This window comes from Mycolicibacter arupensis, assembly GCF_002086515.1.
GTDB lineage: Bacteria > Actinomycetota > Actinomycetes > Mycobacteriales > Mycobacteriaceae > Mycobacterium > Mycobacterium arupense.
Genome location: NZ_MVHH01000016.1, coordinates 33000 through 53032, shown reverse-complemented (window position 1 = coordinate 53032; position 20033 = coordinate 33000). Strand labels below are relative to the sequence as shown.

Here is a 20033-nt window from a genome sequence, read left to right as displayed (position 1 = left end):
ATCAGGCAGGCGCGTAGGTGGGAGCAGGATGAGCCTGCGTGGCATGTTTTTGGCATGGGGTGTTGCCGTCGCCATCGTTGGGGCCGCGCCGGCGGGCGCGGACCCCGACGGCGGCGGCGACAGCGCCGCCAACGATGCCGCCTTCTTGGCGGCCATCAAGGCTTCCGGGCTTACGTTCGCCAGTGAAGGTCAGGCCATTGTGGCCGGCCATGCCGTCTGCAGCATGGCCAATAACGGAGAGTCTGGCTTGGCGGTCGTCAAACGACTCACGGCCGACAATCCGGGGCTGAGCATGGAAGACGCCTCGAAGTTCGCGGCGGCGGCGGCCAAGGCTTACTGCCCGCAGCACCTGCAGAAGTAGGCGGCCCGGCTACGCCTTGGTCAGCTCCGCGTAGCGAGCCAGGTGATGGTCGGTGGTTCCGAACTCGTACTGGATCGCGGTGAGCCGCTTGAAGTAATGGCCGATCGCCAACTCTTCGGTCATGCCCATGCCACCGTGCAGCTGGACCGCTTCCTGCCCCACGAAGCGGGCCGCGCGGCCGATGGTGGCCTTGCCCGCCGACACCGCACGCGCGCGGGTCTGCTCGTCGGCTTCGAGGTTGAGGATCGCCAAGTAGACCGCGGCGGCAGACTGCTCGACCTCCATGAGCATGTCCACCATTCGGTGCTGCAAAACTTGGAAGCTGCCGATCGGCTGTCCGAACTGCTGGCGCTGCTTGCAGTATTCGACGGTGTCGGCCAACACCTTGCGCATACAGCCGACGGCTTCGGCGCAGATCGCCGCGGCGCCCTCGTCGCGGGCCTGCGCCAACGAAGGCCATGCCTGGCCCCGCTCACCCAGCAATGCCTCGGCGGGCAGCCGCAGGTCGGTGAACACGATGTCTGCCGCACTGCGGTCATCGATGGTGCGGTAGGGGTGCAGCTCGATGCCCGCGGCATCGGCCTCGGTGAGGAACAACGAAATTCCGTCGTCGCCGTCGATACGCGCGGTGACCAGCAGATGCGTGGCCAGGGGTCCCGCCAGCACCATGATCTTCGCGCCGTTGAGCACCCAGCCGTCACCGTCGGGGCGCGCGAGCGTGGCCACGTCCTGCCAACGGTCGGCCGAATCCGGTTCGGCGGCAGCCAACGCCGTGACCGCAGTCCCGGCCACCAGGTCCCTGAGCACGTCAGCGGCCACCGGACTGCCCGAACGCTGCAGCAGTCCGCCGGCGACGACGACGGCATCGACGTAGGGTTCGATCACCAGCGCGTGGCCCAGCGCCTCGGCGATAACCATGAGTTCTACTGCGCCGCCGCCGATTCCGTCGAACTCTTCGGGGAAGGTCGCGCCCAGAATGCCCAGTTCACCGGCGAAGGCGTTCCAGATGTCGGGCTGCCAGCCGGCGCCGGTCTTGGCGGCGGCACGGCTTGTCTCCAGTTCGTAGCGCGCGGCAAGGAATTTGGTGATGCCGTCACGCAGCATCTGCTGCTCGTTGTTCAGGTTGAAGTCCATTAGAGCCCCAATGCCGCCTTGGCCAGAATGTTGCGCTGAATTTCGTTGCTGCCGGCGTAGATCGAACCGGCGCGGTCGTTGAAGTAACGCAGCGGAGCCACCGCCTGCCAGGGTTCGCCGGACGAGTACCCGTCGGCGGGGGGCTGGTAGTCGGCGATCGGTCCGCCGGGCGCGGTGACGTGCGGCTGATAAATCCGCCCACGCGGTCCGGCCGCCTCCAGCGCCAATGCGGTCAGTTCCTGGCTGAGTTCGGTGCCCAAGATCTTGAGCATCGACGAGGACGCCCCCGGGTTGCGGCCCTCGGCCACCGCGGTGAGCACCTGGTATTCGAGGATCTCCAGCACTTCGGCGCGGATGCGCGCGTCGGCCAGCTTGCGCACGAAGGCGTCGTCGTCGGCCAGGCTGCCACCGCTGGGCCCGGGCTGCCCCTTGGCCACGGTGGCGACCTCTTCGGCCATCACCTGTAGGCCGGGCGCCACCGCGCCACCGCCTCGCTCGAATTCCAGGAGGTATTTCGCCACGGTCCAGCCGGCGTCGATCTCCCCGATCACGTTGGATTTGGGAACCCGGACCTCGTCGAAGAACACCTGGTTCTGGATCTCTTCACCGGAGGTCATCACCAGCGGGCGGATCTCGATGCCGGGCGATGTCATATCGATCAGGACGAAGGTGATGCCCTGCTGTTTCTTGCCGCCGCGCGATGTGCGCACCAGCGCGAACATCCAGTTCGCCTCACCGGCATGTGTGGTCCAGATCTTGCTGCCGGTGCAGACCAGGTCGTCGCCGTCGTCTTTGGCAGCCATCGTCAAGGCTGCCAGGTCTGAGCCGGCCTCCGGCTCGGAGTAGCCCTGGCAGAAGAACACCTCGCCGGTGAGGATCCGGGGCAGGAAGTACTGCTTCTGCGCGTCCGTCCCGTATCGGACGATCGCGTGAGCCACCATCCTGATACCCATCGGCGACAGGGCCGGGGCGCCGGCAAGGGTCGATTCGCGACTGAAGATGTAGTGCTGGGTCAGGGTCCAGTCGCACCCGCCGTGCTCGACCGGCCACGCCGGCGCCGCCCAGCCCCGCTCATGCAGGATGGCCTGCCACGCCATGCTGGCCTCATGATCGGCGTAGACGCTGGTCATGAGCCTTCCCGCGCGGCGCAGTTCCGGGGTCAGTTTCTGATCGAGAACCTCCCGAACCTCGGCTTGAAATGCCCGGTCTTCCTCCGACCACCGCAGATCCATTAATCTCCCCTGCCGTGCCGGCGTTAGGCGTTGTCCGCGGGAGTCTAGCCGTCGCCTCGGCCCGGACCGAGGCGGGCCGTCTCAGCCGCTGGATGGACCGTCCGCACGGATGCGTCCCGCGATGCCGTCAAACAGCAGGGTCCGGCTCTCTGCGGCGCCGTCGAGTACCCGAGTGACGCGCCGACGGATCTGCCACTGCCGGGGCGCGCCGGGCACTCGCGCAAGGTGAAAGTAGTTCGCCGCGCCGCGTGCGATGCGAAACCCGCTGTCCTGTTTGACCAGCAGCGTGGACTCGCAGACCGCGACCGCCTCGTCACCGTCGATGGTGACCACCGCTGGGCCCAGGACATGGGCGCACCCATGGGTGATCAGGCCTTGGTGTCCGGCTGAACGGACCATCGCCGCGATCTCCTCGCGCCCGTTCATCAGCCAGTTCTCGACGTCGTACACGCCGTCCTGGCGCCACAGCGCGGCCGCGGAGTCGGCGTCACCGGCATCGACCAGAGGACCGTAGGAGGCGATCAGCCGTTCGATCGCGCGCTCGTCCTCGATCTGCTCTAGCCTCCGCTGCAGATCAGCCAGCCGGTGCTCGATCATCGGCCCTCCCGACAATGCAGCTCTGCCAGGTCTGCCAGTGCGCGGAGCTGGTCCAGATAGTGGGCCGCGGAATGTGCCGCGAGGGCGGCGTTGACGTCGGTGGCACCGAGATCAACCAGCCTGCCGATGCGATCCAGGGTCTGCTGTGGGGCGCCGATCGGGTCCAGGGGCGGCGTGGACAAGGCCACCGTGAAACCCTCCGGCAGGTCCACCCCGCCAAGATATTCGGTCAATGTGGCGGCGCTGAGGCCGAACGGTGTCCAACCGTCGCCCAGCTGCACCGCGCGCCGTAGTGAGCGGCGGGTGTGCCCACCCACCCAGATCGGCACCCGCGCTTGGACGGCGCAGGGCTCCACGAGCATGCCCTCGAAGCTGTAGTAGGTGCCGTGATAGGCGGGGCGGGTCTGCGACAACGCCGCGCGCAATGCGGCCAGTGAGTCGTCGGCGCGCGCGCCACGGTCGTCCCAGGCACAGCCGAGCAGATCGAACTCCTCACGCAGCGAGCCGACTCCGACGCCCAGGGTCAGCCGTCCTGCACTGAGGCGGTCGAGGGTCCCATAACGCTTGGCGATCTCCAGCGGATGGTGATAGCCCAGCACCACAACGGAGGTGACCAGCCGGATCTGACTGGTGTGGCCGGCCAGAAAAGCCAACGTGGCCAGAGGATCCCAGTAGGTGGCCCCGCGGCCGCCGGCGGCGTCGGCGGGAACGGCGACGTGCTCAGAGCAGGTGAGGTGGGCGAATCCCAGTTGGTCGGCGAGTGCGGCGATCTGGACGAGGTCGCTGACCGCGGCGTCGGCTTCCCAGCTGGACGCAACCCCGGGAATCTGGATCACCATGGGCGTGGCCAGGCCAAGTCGCATCAGCGGGCCCATTCGGAGCGACCGTTGTACCGCAATGACTCTGGGCCTTCCGCTGCGTCGCGAGAGTGGGGTAACCTCGCCAGGGGCGAAACTAGAATTCATTTTAGTTATGGGAGGCTGGGTTGTCTAGCGGTGATCAATCCGGGTGGGCATCACAGTACGGTCCGTGGGCCGTGGTGGCGGGTGGCTCCGAAGGTGTGGGAGCCGAGTTCGCGCAGCTCTTGGCAACTGCGGGCGTAAACCTGGTCTTGATCGCGCGTGCACCGGCTCCGCTGCGCCACACCGCCGATCGTTGCCGCGCACTGGGGGTACAAGTCCAAGAACTCGCCATGGACCTGGCCCGGCCAGACGCCGCAGCGCACGTCGCTGCGGCGACGTCGGAACGTGAAGTCGGGCTGCTGATTTACAACGCCGGCGCCAACACGCACAGCGCCGAGTTCCTCGACGGCGATCTGGCGGCGTTCGAGCGCGTGCTGGATCTGAATGTGCGGACTCCGCTGGGGCTGGTCCATCACTTCGGCTCGCCTATGCGCCTGCGCCGCCGGGGCGGCCTGCTGCTGGTCGGGTCGCTGGCCGGGTATCTCGGGTCGGCACGCCAGAGCGTCTACGGCGGCGCCAAGGCGTTCTCCCGGATCTACGCCGAGGGCCTGTGGCTGGAACTGCGTGCCGCCAACGTCCATGTCCTGGAGCTGGTTCTCGGGGTGACCAGAACGCCTGCCATGCGGCGGGCCGGGCTCAATTTCGACATCCCTGGGATGCGGGTGTCCGATCCAGCCGACGTCGCCCGCGAGGGACTCGAGGCGCTGCCCCACGGGCCGGTGCACGTGATCACGGCGCACGCCGGCAACCCCGCGCTCCGGGCTACCTCGGATCGGTCCGCGGCGGTTCTCGCCGCGCATCGGACGATGCAACTGCTGCTCAATTCGACCCCCCACGAGTCCGATGCCCCGCCCGCCGGTTGAGCGTCAGGCCGCCATCCCCAGCACCGCCGCGCAGCGTCAACGCTGCGACCGAATCCTTGCCACCGCAGCCCGCCTCGGTGCGAGGGACGGGCTGGAGGCGGTCCGGATGCAGGACGTGGCCGATCAGTCCGCGGTGTCGATCGCGACCGTGTATCGCTACTACCCCACCAAGCATCACCTGTTCAGCGCACTGTTGTTGCACTACGCCCGCAATGCCGGTCCTGGGCACCCGCCGACGGGATGTCCGGCAGAAGATGTCACCGATCTGATGATGGGCATCTGCCGATCGATGCTCGCGCGGCCACGTCTGGCCCGCGCCATGATCGCCTCGGTCAATGCCCGCAGGTCCGAGTCCAGCGCCGCCGAAGACTTCGGCCTGCGCGACGGCATCTTGTCCGTTGCCGGGATCGCGCAACCCACGCCGGCGGATCGTCAGCTGGCGTTGCTGGTGGAGCAGTGCGCGTACGGGATCCTGTCGTGGGCGGTGATGGGTGCGACGGCCCCGGATCAGGCCGAAGGCGATATGCGGCGGGCCTGCGAACTGCTGTTAGCGCCCTGGCGAGTCGACCCGCGTGTCACCGCGGCGCTGGCCTGACAGGGGGCCGGTGTTCGAGCCGCGCCCCGGGTGGGGCATGGCCAATGCCGTCCCCAGGATCCAGGCGAACAGGAACGCCGGCATCGCGGTGATCGTGGGGCCTTCCAGCGACAGCGGACCGGCCCGGAAGATGAAACTGAGGATGAGCACCGGATGGGCCACCGCGGCCACGACCGCAAGGTGCCCGGTGTAGGCCGGCAGCACGCCGCGCACATAGACCGCGATTGCAAACGCCACCAGGGCGACCACGATAGGCATGCCCGACATGGCCAGCAGGCCGAACGTCAGGTCGTAGAGCAGGGAAGCCGCATCCGCGCTGCGGCGCCGGTACAACAACAGATCGAAGGCGGTGAACCCGCTCAGCAGCAAGGTCACGCTCACGATGTAGCCACCGGCGAAACAGGTCGGCAGTATCGACTTCACCGGAACCCGGTCGCGCAGGTAGGCCCAGACCGCGGCGCCGAAAACAAGCCACAGCGTGACGCCGATGGTGTTGAGCGTCATGGTCAGCACCAGCCGGTCGTGGTGCGCCAAGGCCCACCGCGCCACATCGACCGATTGCGTCCGGGTCTCCGGGAATGTCCAGATCGGATACACCAGCAGGGTAAGTGCCGGTAAAACGACACCGAGGATTCCGGACCAGCGCGCCACCCGTGCTGCGTCCCAAGATCTGTCGATCATGACTGTCCCCCCTGTTCTCGGGTGAGGTCCCACTGGCCGAAGTCCGCAGCGAAGACGTCGTTGACGTCCACATGCACGCCGTCGATGACGTAGCCCGGCTCGGTCGCGGTGACGATCTCGCGCTGGAAGAGTACGGCTGCGGGTTCACGTTCCCCGTGTGACCAGGCGCGGGTCTGCCACGCCCACCGGTAGCCGGCGCTGGTCGATTTTCCGATCACCTCGTCGGCGATGGCCCAGGTGCACTGCCGGGCACCGCCGTAGATTCCCGTGCGCTCGACACCGAGCACCGAGTTGATCCCGCGAAACCATTGGACAGCAAGCTTTTTCCACGTCGCCGCGTCGATGTCCTCGTCCACACTGAAGAAGATCGGCGCGGTGGGTGGGCCCCCGGCGTCGGAGTGGAGACGCGCAGCCGTGCGGGCGTCCGCCACGCCGCCGTCGTAGCCCCGGGTGAAGTCCGACGGGGAGTGCGTCCAGCCCGGCTTGCCGTACTGGTAGCAGCTGGCCACCTGCAGTCCCGCCGCCCGCAGCCCGTCGGCGTAGTCGCGGGTGACCGGCTTGAAATCGAAGGTGGCGCCCGGCCGTAGTTCGGAGACGTAGACCAGCGCCCCATCGAATCCCGCGGCCTTGATCTGTTCGGGCTGGACGAGGCGGTCGGCGAAGTCGATGACCTGCAGTCCGCTGGCACTGGCGCGCGCGACGCCGACCGTCGCCCCGAAGGCGCCGGGCAGGGCCAGTGCTGGGCCGAGCAACGCGGCATACCTGAGCACGTCGCGCCGCGAAGCGGTACGCGTCACAACCGAGAAGGGTACCGGCCGCAGGTTTCCAGAGCGTTCCGATCAGCTGCGTTCGGTGGGGGCCGGAGCAGTGCCCGCGCGCACCAGGACCTCCTGCGCGGTGCTGGCCACATGCCGTCCGGTGGCATCGACCAGGGTGCCGCGCACCAGGGCACGGTGTCCGGCAGTGGCGACCGTCTGCTGGGTGTACCGGTGCCAACGGTCGAAGTGCACCGGGCGGTGCACCCAGACCGTGTGGTCCAGGGTGAGCCCGGTGTGGGTGGCATGGTCGACACGCTGCGGATGGCTACGAAACGCGGTGTCCACCAGGAGGTAATCGCTGGCATAGGCCAGCAGCACCGCATTGAGCTGCGAGTCACCGGCGGCAGCGCGCGGCAGGCGCATCCAGTGGGTTCTCGGGCCCGGCGCCTGGCGGCCGCCGAGGAAGACCGGCGCTTCGGCGGTGCGCATCTCCAGCGGCGGGGGCTGTTCGATCCAGGCGGTGCCCCGGCCCGCCAGGTGCGGCGGGGCGTTCTGCACCCAGTGCTGGAGCAACGGAAGGTCCTCGGGAGCGGGCCCCGGCAGCGGCTCGGGGGCACCGTCGTCGGTGGCGGAGCTGGTGTCGAACGACACCGTGGCGATCATCCGGGTGCGGCCGTCCTGCTGCACGGTGACTTGACGCGCCGACATCGTCCGGCCGTCACGGGTGCGCTCGACGGTGATGTCGACCGGTAACGCGGGATCGCCGGGCCGCAGAAACGAGGCGTGGATGGAATGGGCGGTGAGCTCGGGGACCGTGGCCGCGGCCGCGGCCATCGCCTGAGCGAAGAGCTGGCCCCCGAAGACCCGGCCGAACCGGCCGGCCTCGTTGCCTGCCTGGAATCGGTCGTGGCCCAGTGACTGCAGGGCCAGGACCTGCTCCAGCCTGTCGAGCGCGTCGAGCGTGGCGCGTTCAAGGCGACTTCCCGACCCCAGCAGGGGGCCGCGGTAGTCGGGGCGCGCGGAGACCTCGGACACCGATGTCTGCACAGAATTTCCTCCTCACCCGCTGTGGCCCGTTCGCGGCGGACTGCCGACACGGGTAGCCGGTGATGTGACTGCTGGTCCATTCAAGTAAATGCGAGCGACATAGGTCAAGGGCGTGGGGCTGACCGCGCTTAGGCGACCACGGGACTTCAGAAACGCCGCGGACACTACCGAAGGTAGCCGTGTGGTTCACCGAATCACCCTTCTACGAGCCCGACTTGCTGTCGGCCGGGCAGGGCCACCTCGGAATGTATTGGTATTTGCCCTAATTCAACTCGGGGGTCACATCGACGTTCTTACCAACACCACATAGATCGCGATGAGCAAATTTCTGGGGCTAGCGAAAATGGCTCGTATACAAGGCAGTTGGACATCCACGGCCGCCAGTGGGCAACACGTCTCGTGGTTCGAAGCCGCCCATTCGAGTTGACTCGCCCCAACGTTGATGCCACCATGGCCGCGACGCACCTCGCTAGGTGAGGCGTCTGCACGGATACAGGCCACTGACCCCAAACGTCGAGAGACGCCCCGGGTCAGGACAGCTCTTCCCGAATTAAGGGTTGGGCCCAAGTGGCTTTCGGCTTAGTGCCGGATACGGCGTGCAGTGCCAAAACTCTGTCGAGAGGGTGCCGTCCGGCCGACGCTGCGCTGGTTCGGTTTGTCCCGCTGTGTAAGTCACAACGGCATCCCCGTGTGCCCTGGCCGTGAGGAGGTGGGAGCGACATTGAGTCCGAGCGATAGTCCTTATCCGAGACCGATGACCCTTTCGTTCCAATCCTGCCCCGGCACTGCCGTCACCCACTGAGTCGGTTCACGTCCCACCGCGTCAACGCTGTCTGCATCGAGAGAGCGCGCTGATTTTGCGTGCGTTTTTCCTTGTAGTGCAGCGTACTTCGTCGTGCAATCCTGAAGGAGAGTCCCCATGTCTTTTGTATCCGCACTGCCCGAAGAGCTGATGGCTACCGCGGTCGACCTGCGCGGCGTCGGCGATTCCGTGGCCGCACAGAGCGCTGCTGCCGCAGCCTCGACTACGGGGGTGCTTCCCGCCGCCGCCGATGAAGTCTCGGCACTGACCGCAGCCCAGTTCGCACGGCACGCGCAGATGTACCAAGCGATCAGCAGGCGAGCTGCGGTTGTTCATGAGTTGTTCGTGGACACTCTGCAACGCAACGCACGAGCCTACGCAGCTACCGACGCCGCGAACGTTACCTCGTTCTCCTGAAAGGTTTTTGAACAATGGACTACGGATCAATGCCGCCAGAGATCAATTCGGCGCGCATGTACGCCGGTCCGGGATCGGGCCCGATGTTGGCCGCCGCGGCCTCCTGGAATCTACTGGCCGCAGAACTACGCTCGGCTGCAACTGCTTTCGAGTGGCTGGTAGCCAGCCTGGCCAGCCAGAGCTGGTGGGGGCCGTCCGCATCGGCAATGACTGCGGCGGCGGAGCCCTACTTTGTGTGGTTGAGCGTTACCGCCGAGCAAGCCGAGCAGACCGCGGCGCAGGCGTACGCCGCGGCCGAGGCGTACGCTGCTGCCCACGCCATGACGGTCCCGCCCGCTGCCGTCGAGACCAACCGCGTCTTGTTGGCGTCGTTGGTCAAGACCAATGCCCTAGGACAGAACACCCCGGCTATCGCAGCGACCGAAGCTCGCTACGGCCAGATGTGGGCACAAGACGCGGTGGCTATGTACGGCTACGCCGCTGCGTCAGCCACCGCTACGCAGTTGATCCCCTTCGCCGATGCTCCCGAAACCACTCATCAAGACGAAGGCGCGCCGAATGCCGGCGGTGTAGACCCCACAAATGCCCACGCCCAGCTGCCCGATGCGTTGCGGAACATGGCCTCACCGGCTGTGGGCACGCGTCCCACGGATCCGGACTGGCACTGGACGAAGTTCTTCGACGGCCTCTTCGACGGAACGTGGGGCCACGATGACGGGTCGGGCCTGAACATCAACGCCCAGTTGTGGAACACCATCGCCGCGACCGGCATTTTCGACCCCGGCGGCAACATCGAAGGCTTTACCGGGCTGGCCACGCTCGGGTTTCTCGCACGCGGCATAGACGGTGGCGCGGCCGCACTGACCCACGGCGGGATCGGGCCCACCCCCGGCATGACACTGGCGTCTACGGCCGCCGCCGGACTAGAGACCGCCGCCCGCCCCTTAGTCGGCGCCGGCTCCCCGGTGGCTGCTGGCATGGGACGGGCCACCCTGGTCGGTTCGTTGTCCGCGCCGGCCAGCTGGGGAGCGGCGAGCCCGAGCGGGGCTCCCCTGGCTGCGGCGGGTAGCGGCTGGTCCGTGGCCCCGGAGAGCAGGTCGATGACAGCCCTGCCGCCCCCGATTCCTCCCGGTGGCGCCGGCCGCAACGGCGGTCACGGGCTGGGCACGCCGCGCTATGGCGTCAAGCTCACCGTGATGCCGCGGCCCGTTGGGGTCGGCTAGCCGGCGTGTGTACTCGAGTCGTCGATCGCTGGAGATGCTGCCGGCGCTTCCTGATAGAGCCGTATCACGCTGACGACCACGACCAGGCCCATCATGAACCACGTCATCTCAGAGCACGTCTCGTAGATGTCGGACAATGCAACGGGCGCGCCCTGGATAGTCGTGGTGGCATCGCCGGCACGCAGCAGCCCGAGGTTGACTTGCAGGCCCATGCCGAACCAGATGACCGACGGCATCAACAACGCCGACCGGGTCGAGGACGTGGGTTCCCGTCGCCACCGTCGTTCGATCAGCGCAAAAGTCTGAAACAGCACCCACCCGGTGATCAGCCATCCGGCGTAGTTGCTCAACGGGACGCCCAGAACGCCACTCGGTTCCCGATAGGCGAACATGTGGCGCACGTAGGCGCCGATCGGATCGATCACCAGGTCATAACCGCCGACGACGAGAGTGGCGACGACGGGTGTCACCACTACCGACAGCCATCGACTCTGAACTTCGCCCACGATCACCCTGGCGAGAATCCACGCCAACCAGGCCAGAATCACCCAGGCCGCCACAACCACGAACGGCACGCCGAACGCACGGGGCCCGTCCGCGTAGTGGACGAAGTAGCCGAACGGGAAGCCGGTCGCGATACTGCATGCCTCAAGACCCAGACCCACGGTCACGGCGACAGCGAAGTAGGCGATGGCCCCGGCGGGCCGGTAGAGCGTCAACGCATGGAGCAACACGAACGTCGCCAAGGTGGCACCCGAGATAGCTTCGGCGACAGCAGATATCGACCCGTTGCTCAAAGCCGTCGTTACCGTTGCAGCGAAGCAGATCGCGACAACGCACCACCCTGCGAGCACCGACGGGCTCTTGGGCGCGCGTGGAGCCGTCGGCGAGGCAATGCTGGCGGGCGTGGACACGCACGAATCGTATCCGTGCGCGATGCAAGGGCGTACGGATGCTCTCGGCGCGGGCAGCACCGTTTACAGCAGTCACATTGTTAACATCGGCGCGTGTCTGACTCTCCACGGACTGCACTTCCTCGCAACCACGTTTCCCGACGTGACGCACTGCGGTACGCGTCCGCCGCGGCTCTCACCGGGCTGGGCGCTGCTTCCGTCGGATCGCCGACCGCTAGGGCTGCGGCGCCCACTCTCATCGACTACGCCATGCGCCAGATCCCAGCGGCGGACATCCGGGCCGCCGGCCACGCCGGCGTCATCAACTACGTGTCGACGTCACGGCCGGGCTCGAACTTCGGCGCCAAGCCGATCACCCGGCCCTACGCCGAATCACTCACCGCGGCGGGGCTGGTGATCGTGAGCAATTATCAGTACGGCAAACCCGGTGGCACCGCGCCGTCGGACTTCACCCGGGGGTATCCCGGCGGTGTCGCCGACGCCCGCACCGCCTGGCAACTGCACAGCGCGGCCGGCGGCGGCCAGAGTGCACCGGTGTTCTTCAGCGTCGACGACGACATCGATCGCAACACCTGGAATGCCGTGGCCCTGCCATGGTTTCGGGGCATCAACTCGGTGCTGGGAGTCCAGCGCACCGGCGTCTACGGGGGCGTGAACGTCTGCCAGTGGGCGGCCGAGGACGGTGTCATCGGGGTCTCTCGAACCCCGGGCAAGCGATGGGCATGGCAGACACGGTCCTGGTCACGTGGCCAGGTCGACCCCGCTGCGGTGCTCTATCAGCGGATCGTGAGTACCGCGTCGACGCCGGGTCCGATCGTCGGCGGAATCGAAGTCGACGTCAACGACGTCTTGGCCCAAGACTGCGGCCAGTGGAACCTACATCCGTGAGGTCGTGCGACAGCTCAGGACTTGCTGGACACAAACAGCGCGAGGGTGAGCGCCACAACACAGGCGAGGGACGTGTAGACGCCCAGGGACGCTGAGGCCATGAGAAGGCTCCTGTCTGCGAAGACTTGGTCGGTCGAAATACGTTGACGGCCGCTCCACGTCCAGCTGCGCAGCGAGACGGCCGTGCCGTGATCGCCACTAAGCTAGCCGCCTGCCTCGGCCGTCGTCAACAAGACGCCGAGGCCTGGGGCGAGCTCAGGACGGGCTGAGATGGCCCGTCCGCACCATCTCCCATTCCCCGTCGGAGACCAGATTTCTCCAGTCGACCGGTAGGGCATCCAGCGCGTCTTCGATGCAGAACCAGACCGATTCCAGCGGCGAGGCTCCCGGTGCCGCGGCGGTGATCCGGCTCTCCACGTCGTAGTTCGGCGGGTGCGGTGCGTCGCTGAAGGGCGCGAGCCCGTTGATCGCGTCCATCACGTAACGCCGCAGCTCGGCGTAGGGCATTCCGCGCAGCTCGTCGGGCAGGATCGGGCGGCCGAAGATGTAGTCCTGCGCGGCGTGGCCGTAGGGCACCTCAAGCTTGTGCGGCAACGGCTCCTCGGGCAGTCCTCCCGCGAAGTACAACGGCACGATCGGCATCGACATCTCCAGCGCCATGTCCAGCAAGGTGGATGTCAGCCTCTCGACCCGCTGCCCCGAGCTCACACTGCGTGTCCCGTCGGCATGCACCATGACCGAAATGCCGAGGGAAGCCGACTCCCGCTTGAGTTCGTCCACCAGGGCGAAGAATTCCTGGGGCTGCTGCTGATCGAAGTAGCGGAGGTGTCCCAGTTCCTTGCCCGCGGCGGCGTCGATCATCCGCAGCAGGTTGCCCACCCAGCCCGTCTCGTGCTTGGCGTGGCCGATGGTGACCACCTTGGTGCCAGTGAGCCAGCTTCCGATGGTGGTGCCGAGCAACGATTCGACCTGCACCTGGTGATTGGCCAACACCAACACCGGCCGGCCGTAGACCGCCGCCATCGCAGCGGGGTCGGTCACCACGACGTGGCGCACATAACGTGCCAGCACCGCGCCCAGGGCAAGCTCTCCGAACCATCCGTCGGGCATGCCCGCGCTCTGGGTCCACCAGGCCCGCACGGGCTCCCAGTCGGTCACCGACGTCGCGCGGGCACGGCACGCACCCGAACCGAGATTTTCGACCTCGGCGGTGATCCGCTCCAGCGGCAGCGTCGGGCAGCTCACCTGGCCGTCGACGACCAGAACCTGGCAGGGGTGGATGGCGTTGTGCACGGCATCGGCCACCGCCTCCTTGGTCGCGATCTCGACCATCAGCGCATCGCCTTGAGCGTCCGAGCCGTACACCGCCTGCAGGGTGCCTTTGAACCAGTCCAACGTTGCCATCCTCGTGGCGTCGAGCTCCAGCACTCCGCGGCCCAGTCGCTCGCTCAGCGACAGCCCCGGGACCGCCCGCCGTTCGCCCATGAACGCGCGCCGCTCCGGCCCGCCGACCTCGGCCAGGGGCCCCTTGCTCAGCAGGAACTCGGCCATCCTGATGCGCGCCCACGGCCGTCCCCCGGCACTGAGCCACAGGTCGAAGGTCGGCATGCGGCCCTCGGTGTCAGCAAAGCCGACGAATCGGGCTTCCACGTCAACGGTTCCCGTTACGGGGGTCTCGGCGTAGAACCGGGCCGACAGGATGTGGCGCGGGAACCCCACATCGGGGTCGAGCGCATCGGCGTAGGAGGCGGGGTCGGCGGCGGCACTGGTCCACACGCTCATGGCCGTATGCGGTACGACGTGCAGTGCACCGTCGAGCAGTCCCGGCTGCAACTCCCCGACCGGAACCGCGCAGCGGTCGATGGCGAGGGTCCCGCTGGAACCGTTGCGCCCGATGCGGGCGCCGTCGGTCAGGGTCGCGAACGCCGGACCGTGAAAGACGGTTCCGTCATAGGGGTCGGCGTAGGGCACCGCGCCGTCCAGCGGGGCCGGCGGCTCCGGCGTACCGCTGTACACAGCGGCGGTCACGACGTTGGCGTGCGCGTGAATCTCCCAGCGGGACAGCTCAGCTCGGGGAGCGTCCCGCCACACCTCCAGCCGGCCACGGAATTGTCCGCGCTCGGGCATCTGCTCGAGCACCACCCGCAGTTGCTTAGGAGCGTCGACGACGACCCACCGCACCATCTGGACATCGGTGACCTCGACAACCTTGGCCCCACCGGTGGTCCGGACCGCCGCCTGCGCGAACAGGTCCATGACCGACATCATCGGCAGCGAGGGAATGACATAGGTGGGGCAGTGGTCGATCACCCAGGCGTCCCTGGCCGGATCCAGCGCCACTTCCATCGTGGTGGTCGTGGCCACGCTCGCGGCCTCGGGCGCCACCGCGGACGCCGGGATGGCAGCGGCCTGGGCCGGCGTCCCCGGCTCACCGCTGCCCGCGACGATCCGCATGCCCAGGTTGCTGGCGGTGTAGATGCGCTTGTTGTCCACCCACAGCGACGCTTCGGCGACCGCGAGGATCCCCGCGTCCTCCCGAACAATCCGAGTGATCTCGACCTGCCCCGTGATCTGTTTGTTGGTGGGGATGATCTGGCCGCGATAACGCCACGTCATGGCGTCATGCAAGGCGGCCGGCTCGAAGCGCGCCGCCGGTCCCGCCTCCTTGCCCAGGCCCAGGTCAAGCATCCCGAACTGCAGGATCTGCAAGAGCATTTCGATGCCCAGCGATCCGGGCTGGACCGGGTCCTGGAAGAAGTGCGCCTTGAAATACCACTCGGCGGGGTTGACGTCTTTGACCCCTCGCCATTGGCCCAGTCCGGCCGCACCGCCGGTGGGCCAGCGCCCCGTCACCCGGTCCACCATCAACAACATGGGTTCGGCCAGTCGGGCTCCGACACCGAAGAACTCGGCGGGCTGCGTGGTCAGGTCGACTTCGGCAGCTTCGCTGGCCTGAGCCAAGGCGGCACGCTGGGAGTCGCTGACCGGCAGGCCCACCTGGTTCTGCAGCGCTTCGCGTTTGAAGTAACCGAACACGGTGTCGAAGGTGTAGACCGGTCCGTCGTCGGCGAGGATCTCCCCGTCGAATGCGACGATGATGGTTCCGGCTGCCTTGGCGAGGCTCTTCAGCTTCACCTTGATGCGCAGGGTTCCGGTGGCCGGGGTGACTTCACGGTGCTGGGTTCCGGTGCCGTCGAGGTTGCGGAAGAACAGGTCCGCCTCACCGTCCAACGGGCAGCCCACATAGCTGGCCAGCCAGCCGCACGGCTGCAGCGCGACCTCCATCAGCACCGCGTTGGGCATGGTCTCGTGTCCGTTGGCCGCACCGTTCTCGGCGAAGTACCAGGCGTCTGCGGGGACGTCGTACTCCACGACCACCTCGGCGCCGGCCTTCATCACGCCGGTCTCGCCCACCAGTTCGGTGACCCGGGACATGAAGTGGTAGGGCGGGCCGGGCAGCCGGGCGGCCTTACGGGGAGAGTCGAACTTTTCGAACAGTGGCCCGAACGCCAGGGACGGCTTGGCGATCGCGCTGGCCAACATCGCTTGGTAGTCGTAGCGGAACCCGTTGACCTCGGCGACCGGTTTGGGTTCGACGTAGCCTTCGAGCTCGGCGGCGCCGGTGTCCATCGGCCATCCCGGTGACAGCTTCAGGCCCATCCGCTCGCAGTGGAAGGCGGGCAGCCCGTCCACGGTGCAGAGCAGGTCGGCGAACAGGGTCGGCTCGGGACCGGCGATCACCTCGCGGACGAACACCTCATAGACGACTTCGCGGGACTGCGGGGTGACCTGGCCGCGGCAGCGCAGCTTGTAGGTCTCGAAGGGAACGGGCTCGAAGCGCCAGCCGTCGCAGTCGATCGTCATGCCCAGCGCGGTCATGTAGATCGCCATGGTCTGCATGGTCGCCTCATACATGAGCGTGCCGGGCATGCAGGGGTCGTTCTTGAAATGGCCTGCGAAGAAGCAGTTCTCGGCCGTCACGGGGGCGACGGCGCGCAGATAGCCACGGCCCCAGGGCCCGCCGGTGAAGTCGAGGTCGGTCACCTCATCGACGAAGAGCATGTCGCCGCCGTGGATGCTGGGCGTGCGGGTGTGGCTGCCGGCCTTCTCGAAGCCCGCACCGAACGTCTGCCAGATCTCGCCGCCCGCCATGGCCTCCAGGTCGGCGCGCTGCAGCGAGGTGCGCGCCGTCTGGGCGGGGGTGATCTCCATCGGTCCGCTGACGGTCTGGTCTTCGGGACGCCACAGCACGCCTCCGGACGCGGCCAGCTCTTCGTCGGTGAAGAAACCTGCCTGGCCGTTGCGCATCGACATCCGCTCGACGCCGTCGATGGTGCAGTCGTAGTGGAAGAAGAACAGCCGGATGTCACCTTGCCGGGCGTGGCCGTCCACGTGGATGTCAAAGCGCAGGGTGTCACCGATCTCGGGCAGGCCGCCCAGGTAGGTGACCTCGCATCCGAGCAGGCGGTACACCCGCTCGCTCTTGTTCAGCAGATCCGCGCCCATCCAGGAGATGAGCATCAGGTCGGCCTGCCCGCTTTCGATCATGATCCCCGCGGGCATCCGGCCCTGCTGCAGCCACCACGAGTCGGCGGTGACATCGGTTTCGGTCCACAAGGTGCCGGTGCCGTGCTTGGCGGGTTCTGCGTCGATGCCCAGCAGCCGATCCGCCAGCAGCAGTGGCGGTTCGGGCATCCGAACCTGCCTTGAGTACTGGTCCTGCTCGGCAAAGGCCGGGCCGAAGATCTCGGAGATGTTGCCCGAGGAGTGCACCCGCAGGCCGTCTTTGTCGAGCGTGAGCCCGACCGGCTCGCGTTTGATCGTCGGCGCAGGGACCACCTTGTCCGCGGGCCTGACGGGCTGAAGCGCCCTGCTGGCACCGGCAGACGGTGTCCCGGCGCCGGGCCGTGTGACGTCATCGGACTGTGTTCGGGCCCCGCTCGCCGCTGCCGGCGGTGCCTCCGGTCGGGGCGACGCGGCTGCGCCCACCTCCAGCGGCAGCCGGGCTAGCGACTCCGCGACGGTGGCCAGCGCCGGGGGCATCGGGAGTTGTGTCGGCATGAATTGCTCCAGTGGGTGAGGGGGGTTGATGCCCGGGGCCGCTGCGGGAGGTGGCAGTACCACCGGGGGCAGGTGCGCCGGGAAGTTGAGTCGAATCGGTTTCTTGCCCGTGTCGGCCGGCGCCGGAGCGGTCAGGGTCGCGGCCTGCGCCTGCGGCACCGACGACTTCAGCATGACCTGTTGCCGCTGGTCGGCCATGCCGGCGAGTTCGACGGCCACGCAACGCTGCTCGGATGTCCAGGGCTCACCGTCGGGCCATACGCCCAGGGCGCTGTAGAGCACACCGGCGGCGACGTGCAGCAGCCCCGAGGCGGCGTGCGCGTGACCCAACAGCGCCGACAGGTTCACTGCGCCCGGGGCGGTGCCCAGGTGCAGGCATTCGGCGTCGGGCCGTTCATCGGCGAGCAGGGTTGCGTAGACGGTGTCGCCGTCTCGCCGGGCGTCGGCCGCCCGCTTGAGGATGACGATGACAGCGGCGTCACCCGGAATCTGTTCCTCGGCGTGCAACAGTGCACGCGCGGCCGCCTCGTGCACGGCCTCACAACTCAGGTCGACCGCACCCACCACGGCGGCATCGATCTCGCCGCGTCGCAGCGCGCGCGCCGCCATCTCCAGCGCCGTGGTACCCGAGAGTTGTTCCCGTGAGACCGTGAAACTCGGTCCACGCAGGTCGAATTGGCTGTTGAGGCGATTGGCCACAATGTTGGGCATGGCACCCACAACTCCAGCGGCCGTCCAGCCCTGCACGACGCCGTCTCGCGCCGCGGCAAGCTGATCGGCGTCTTCGACGTCGTCCGCCAACCGCCAGCGCAGTCCGAACCGGGTGACTTCGGCGTCGCAGCCCATGCCGACGACCACGCTGGTGGTGTCCGGCGGCAGGCCCTTGATGATCTCGCCGATGTTCAGGGCCGCACCCAGCAGAGCAAGCTGTTGGGGCTGGGTCTGTTTCAAGTCCGCGGGCGGGAAGCGGGTCTGGGTCAGGTCCAGACAGATCTCCGTCATCCGGGCACCGCGCCTCGCCTCGCCCGAGCCGGCGGGTAGCGGCTGGCAGGTCGTGACGTGCTCTGCCACCGAGGCGGTGTCGTGGCCGTCGCCGAGCAGCAGGCTCAGCCCGATGATCGCGATCTCGGGGTCTGGCTGGGGCGCCGGCTGGACAGGCGGCGCCGGTGCGACGCCGCGTCCATCGACCCATTCTTCGAGGAGCAGGTGGGCGTTGTTGCCGCCGAACCCGAAGTTGTTGACCGCGGCACGGCGCGGGCCGTCGCAGTCCCAGGGCTCGGCTTGGGTGAGCAGACGGAAGGGCGAGTCGGTGAGGAAAGGCAGCGGATCGTCGGCGTGCAGTGTCGGGGGCCGCACCCCGGCACGCATCGCCGCCAGCACTTTGATGGCGCCCGCCGCCCCGGACGCCGTGATCGAGTGGCCGAGATTGGATTTCAACGATCCGATGGGCACGCCGGACATGCCGGTGAAGATGCGGGCCATGCTCATCAGTTCGGTCAGGTCGCCGCGCGAGGTTCCGGTGGCATGGCATTCGATGAGCGAAATGTCCCGCGGCTGCAGTCCGGCCATCTCATAGGCCAGCCGCATCGCACGTTCCTGCCCGTCCTGAGAGGGCACCAGAAAGCCGTGGCCGCGGCCGTCGTTGCTCAGTCCGACACCGCGGATCACGCCCAGGATCGGGTCGCCGTGGGCGATGGCATCATCGAGACGCCGCAACACCAGGATGGCCGCGCCTTCGGCGGGCACCAGACCGTCGGCACCGTTGTTGAACGGGCGGGAGCGCCCCGTGCGGCTCAGGGCCTGCAAGGCGGTGAAGCCCACATGCAGCAGCAGATCACTCGCACCGTTGATGCCCCCGGCGAACATGACGTCCGCGGTGCGGTCGTGCAACCGGTCGCAGGCCAGCTTGATCGCGTACAGCGATGACGCGCAGGCGGCGTCCAGGGCGGTGGCTCCCCCGGTCAGGCCCAGGGCCTGGGCGATCAGGTGCGCCGGGAGCCCCGACATGAACCGATTGCGCCAGTCCACCCCGGACTCGGAGCCGGTGAGGCCTTCCCGCCAGACGCTTTCGGCGAGGTCTGTCATCTTCTTGGTGGGATAACTCAGATTGCCCAGCGCGATGCCGGCCGAGCCCGGCACCTCGCCCGCCCGCCATCCAGCGCTGTCGAGGGCCTGCCTGGCGGCCTCGACGCCCCACCGGTAGAGCGGGTCCAGGCCGACGAGGGCGTCGGCGTCCAGGAACAGCCCGCCGGGGTTGAACGCGTCGTCGAATCCGCGGACGTAGCCGCCGCGATCCGACCAGGTGTGGTCGAGTTCGGGCACCTCGGATGGGGCGCACAGGACGCGTGCCGCCGATACGCCCCAGTGGTCCGGGCCAGGCGAGCCCAGCACATCCCGGCCGTCGCGCACCGTGGTCCACAGTTCATCCGCGTTCAGTCCCCCGGGCAGGACGCAGCCCTGCCCGACGATCGCGATGGGCTCAAACTTCACTTCGAATC

15 protein-coding genes and 1 riboswitch are annotated in these 20033 nt (G+C 67.7%); of the genes, 6 read left to right on the top strand and 9 right to left on the bottom strand.

Annotation, left to right across the window (positions count from 1 at the left end):
- Positions 1-28 precede the first annotated feature (28 nt).
- On the top strand, positions 29-361 hold the full coding sequence (locus BST15_RS10255) for a DUF732 domain-containing protein (RefSeq protein WP_234808416.1): 333 nt from the start codon (positions 29-31) through the stop codon (positions 359-361).
- A gap of 9 nt (positions 362-370) precedes the next feature.
- Here BST15_RS10255 and BST15_RS10250 read toward each other — a convergent pair whose 3' ends face one another.
- The 4 genes from BST15_RS10250 to BST15_RS10235 all read right to left on the bottom strand — a co-directional run bounded on the left by BST15_RS10250 (position 371) and on the right by BST15_RS10235 (position 4187).
- The gene (locus BST15_RS10250) at positions 371-1495 is read right to left on the bottom strand and encodes an acyl-CoA dehydrogenase family protein (RefSeq protein WP_046188860.1); all 1125 of its coding nucleotides are present in this window, start codon (positions 1493-1495) and stop codon (positions 371-373) included.
- Positions 1495-2727, bottom strand: a complete 1233-nt coding sequence (locus tag BST15_RS10245; RefSeq protein WP_046188859.1) for an acyl-CoA dehydrogenase family protein — start codon at positions 2725-2727, stop codon at positions 1495-1497. The genes BST15_RS10250 and BST15_RS10245 overlap by 1 nt, the downstream gene beginning before the upstream one ends.
- A gap of 81 nt (positions 2728-2808) precedes the next feature.
- Entirely contained in the window at positions 2809-3324 is a 516-nt protein-coding gene (locus tag BST15_RS10240; protein ID WP_046188858.1) for a nuclear transport factor 2 family protein, read from the bottom strand.
- Positions 3321-4187, bottom strand: coding sequence for an LLM class F420-dependent oxidoreductase (locus BST15_RS10235; RefSeq protein ID WP_046188890.1), 867 nt, complete (start codon positions 4185-4187; stop codon positions 3321-3323). Before BST15_RS10235 ends, BST15_RS10240 begins: the two co-directional genes overlap by 4 nt.
- Positions 4188-4360: 173 nt before the next feature.
- Here BST15_RS10235 and BST15_RS10230 point away from each other — a divergent pair, with 173 nt between their 5' ends.
- Together BST15_RS10230 and BST15_RS10225 are read left to right on the top strand one after the other, a co-directional pair.
- Positions 4361-5149, top strand: coding sequence for an SDR family NAD(P)-dependent oxidoreductase (locus BST15_RS10230; protein WP_411431640.1), 789 nt, complete (start codon positions 4361-4363; stop codon positions 5147-5149).
- Positions 5130-5744, top strand: coding sequence for a TetR/AcrR family transcriptional regulator (locus BST15_RS10225; RefSeq protein WP_046188856.1), 615 nt, complete (start codon positions 5130-5132; stop codon positions 5742-5744). Before BST15_RS10230 ends, BST15_RS10225 begins: the two co-directional genes overlap by 20 nt.
- Here BST15_RS10225 and BST15_RS10220 read toward each other — a convergent pair.
- From BST15_RS10220 to BST15_RS10210, 3 genes are read right to left on the bottom strand one after another with little or no spacing between them, the layout of a single operon-like run.
- Entirely contained in the window at positions 5697-6425 is a 729-nt protein-coding gene (locus BST15_RS10220) for a hypothetical protein (protein ID WP_198528291.1), read from the bottom strand. The two genes, BST15_RS10225 and BST15_RS10220, sit on opposite strands and share 48 nt — an antisense overlap.
- Positions 6422-7222 carry a DUF1906 domain-containing protein gene (locus BST15_RS10215; protein WP_083070927.1) on the bottom strand — a complete coding sequence of 267 codons (801 nt, stop codon included), beginning with the start codon at positions 7220-7222 and terminating at the stop codon, positions 6422-6424. The genes BST15_RS10220 and BST15_RS10215 overlap by 4 nt, the downstream gene beginning before the upstream one ends.
- Before the next feature lie 42 nt (positions 7223-7264).
- Positions 7265-8230, bottom strand: a complete 966-nt coding sequence (locus tag BST15_RS10210) for an acyl-CoA thioesterase (protein ID WP_234708248.1) — start codon at positions 8228-8230, stop codon at positions 7265-7267.
- 458 nt (positions 8231-8688) lie between these two features.
- Positions 8689-8860, top strand: a riboswitch (M-box (ykoK) riboswitch).
- 289 nt (positions 8861-9149) lie between these two features.
- Between BST15_RS10210 and BST15_RS10205 the strand changes: the two genes are divergently transcribed.
- Both BST15_RS10205 and BST15_RS10200 read left to right on the top strand, forming a co-directional pair.
- Complete coding sequence (locus BST15_RS10205) at positions 9150-9449, top strand: PE family protein (protein WP_046188854.1); 300 nt, start codon at positions 9150-9152, stop codon at positions 9447-9449.
- Positions 9450-9463: 14 nt separating this feature from the next.
- The gene (locus BST15_RS10200) at positions 9464-10672 is read left to right on the top strand and encodes a PPE family protein (protein WP_046188853.1); all 1209 of its coding nucleotides are present in this window, start codon (positions 9464-9466) and stop codon (positions 10670-10672) included.
- Here the strand turns inward: BST15_RS10200 and BST15_RS10195 are convergent.
- The gene (locus tag BST15_RS10195; RefSeq protein ID WP_157861724.1) at positions 10669-11586 is read right to left on the bottom strand and encodes a carotenoid biosynthesis protein; all 918 of its coding nucleotides are present in this window, start codon (positions 11584-11586) and stop codon (positions 10669-10671) included. The genes BST15_RS10200 and BST15_RS10195 overlap by 4 nt on opposite strands.
- A gap of 93 nt (positions 11587-11679) precedes the next feature.
- Here BST15_RS10195 and BST15_RS10190 point away from each other — a divergent pair, with 93 nt between their 5' ends.
- Positions 11680-12474 carry a DUF1906 domain-containing protein gene (locus BST15_RS10190; protein WP_046188851.1) on the top strand — a complete coding sequence of 265 codons (795 nt, stop codon included), beginning with the start codon at positions 11680-11682 and terminating at the stop codon, positions 12472-12474.
- 255 nt (positions 12475-12729) lie between these two features.
- Here BST15_RS10190 and BST15_RS10185 read toward each other — a convergent pair whose 3' ends face one another.
- Positions 12730-20025, bottom strand: a complete 7296-nt coding sequence (locus BST15_RS10185) for a beta-ketoacyl synthase N-terminal-like domain-containing protein (RefSeq protein ID WP_052751413.1) — start codon at positions 20023-20025, stop codon at positions 12730-12732.
- Positions 20026-20033 lie beyond the last annotated feature (8 nt).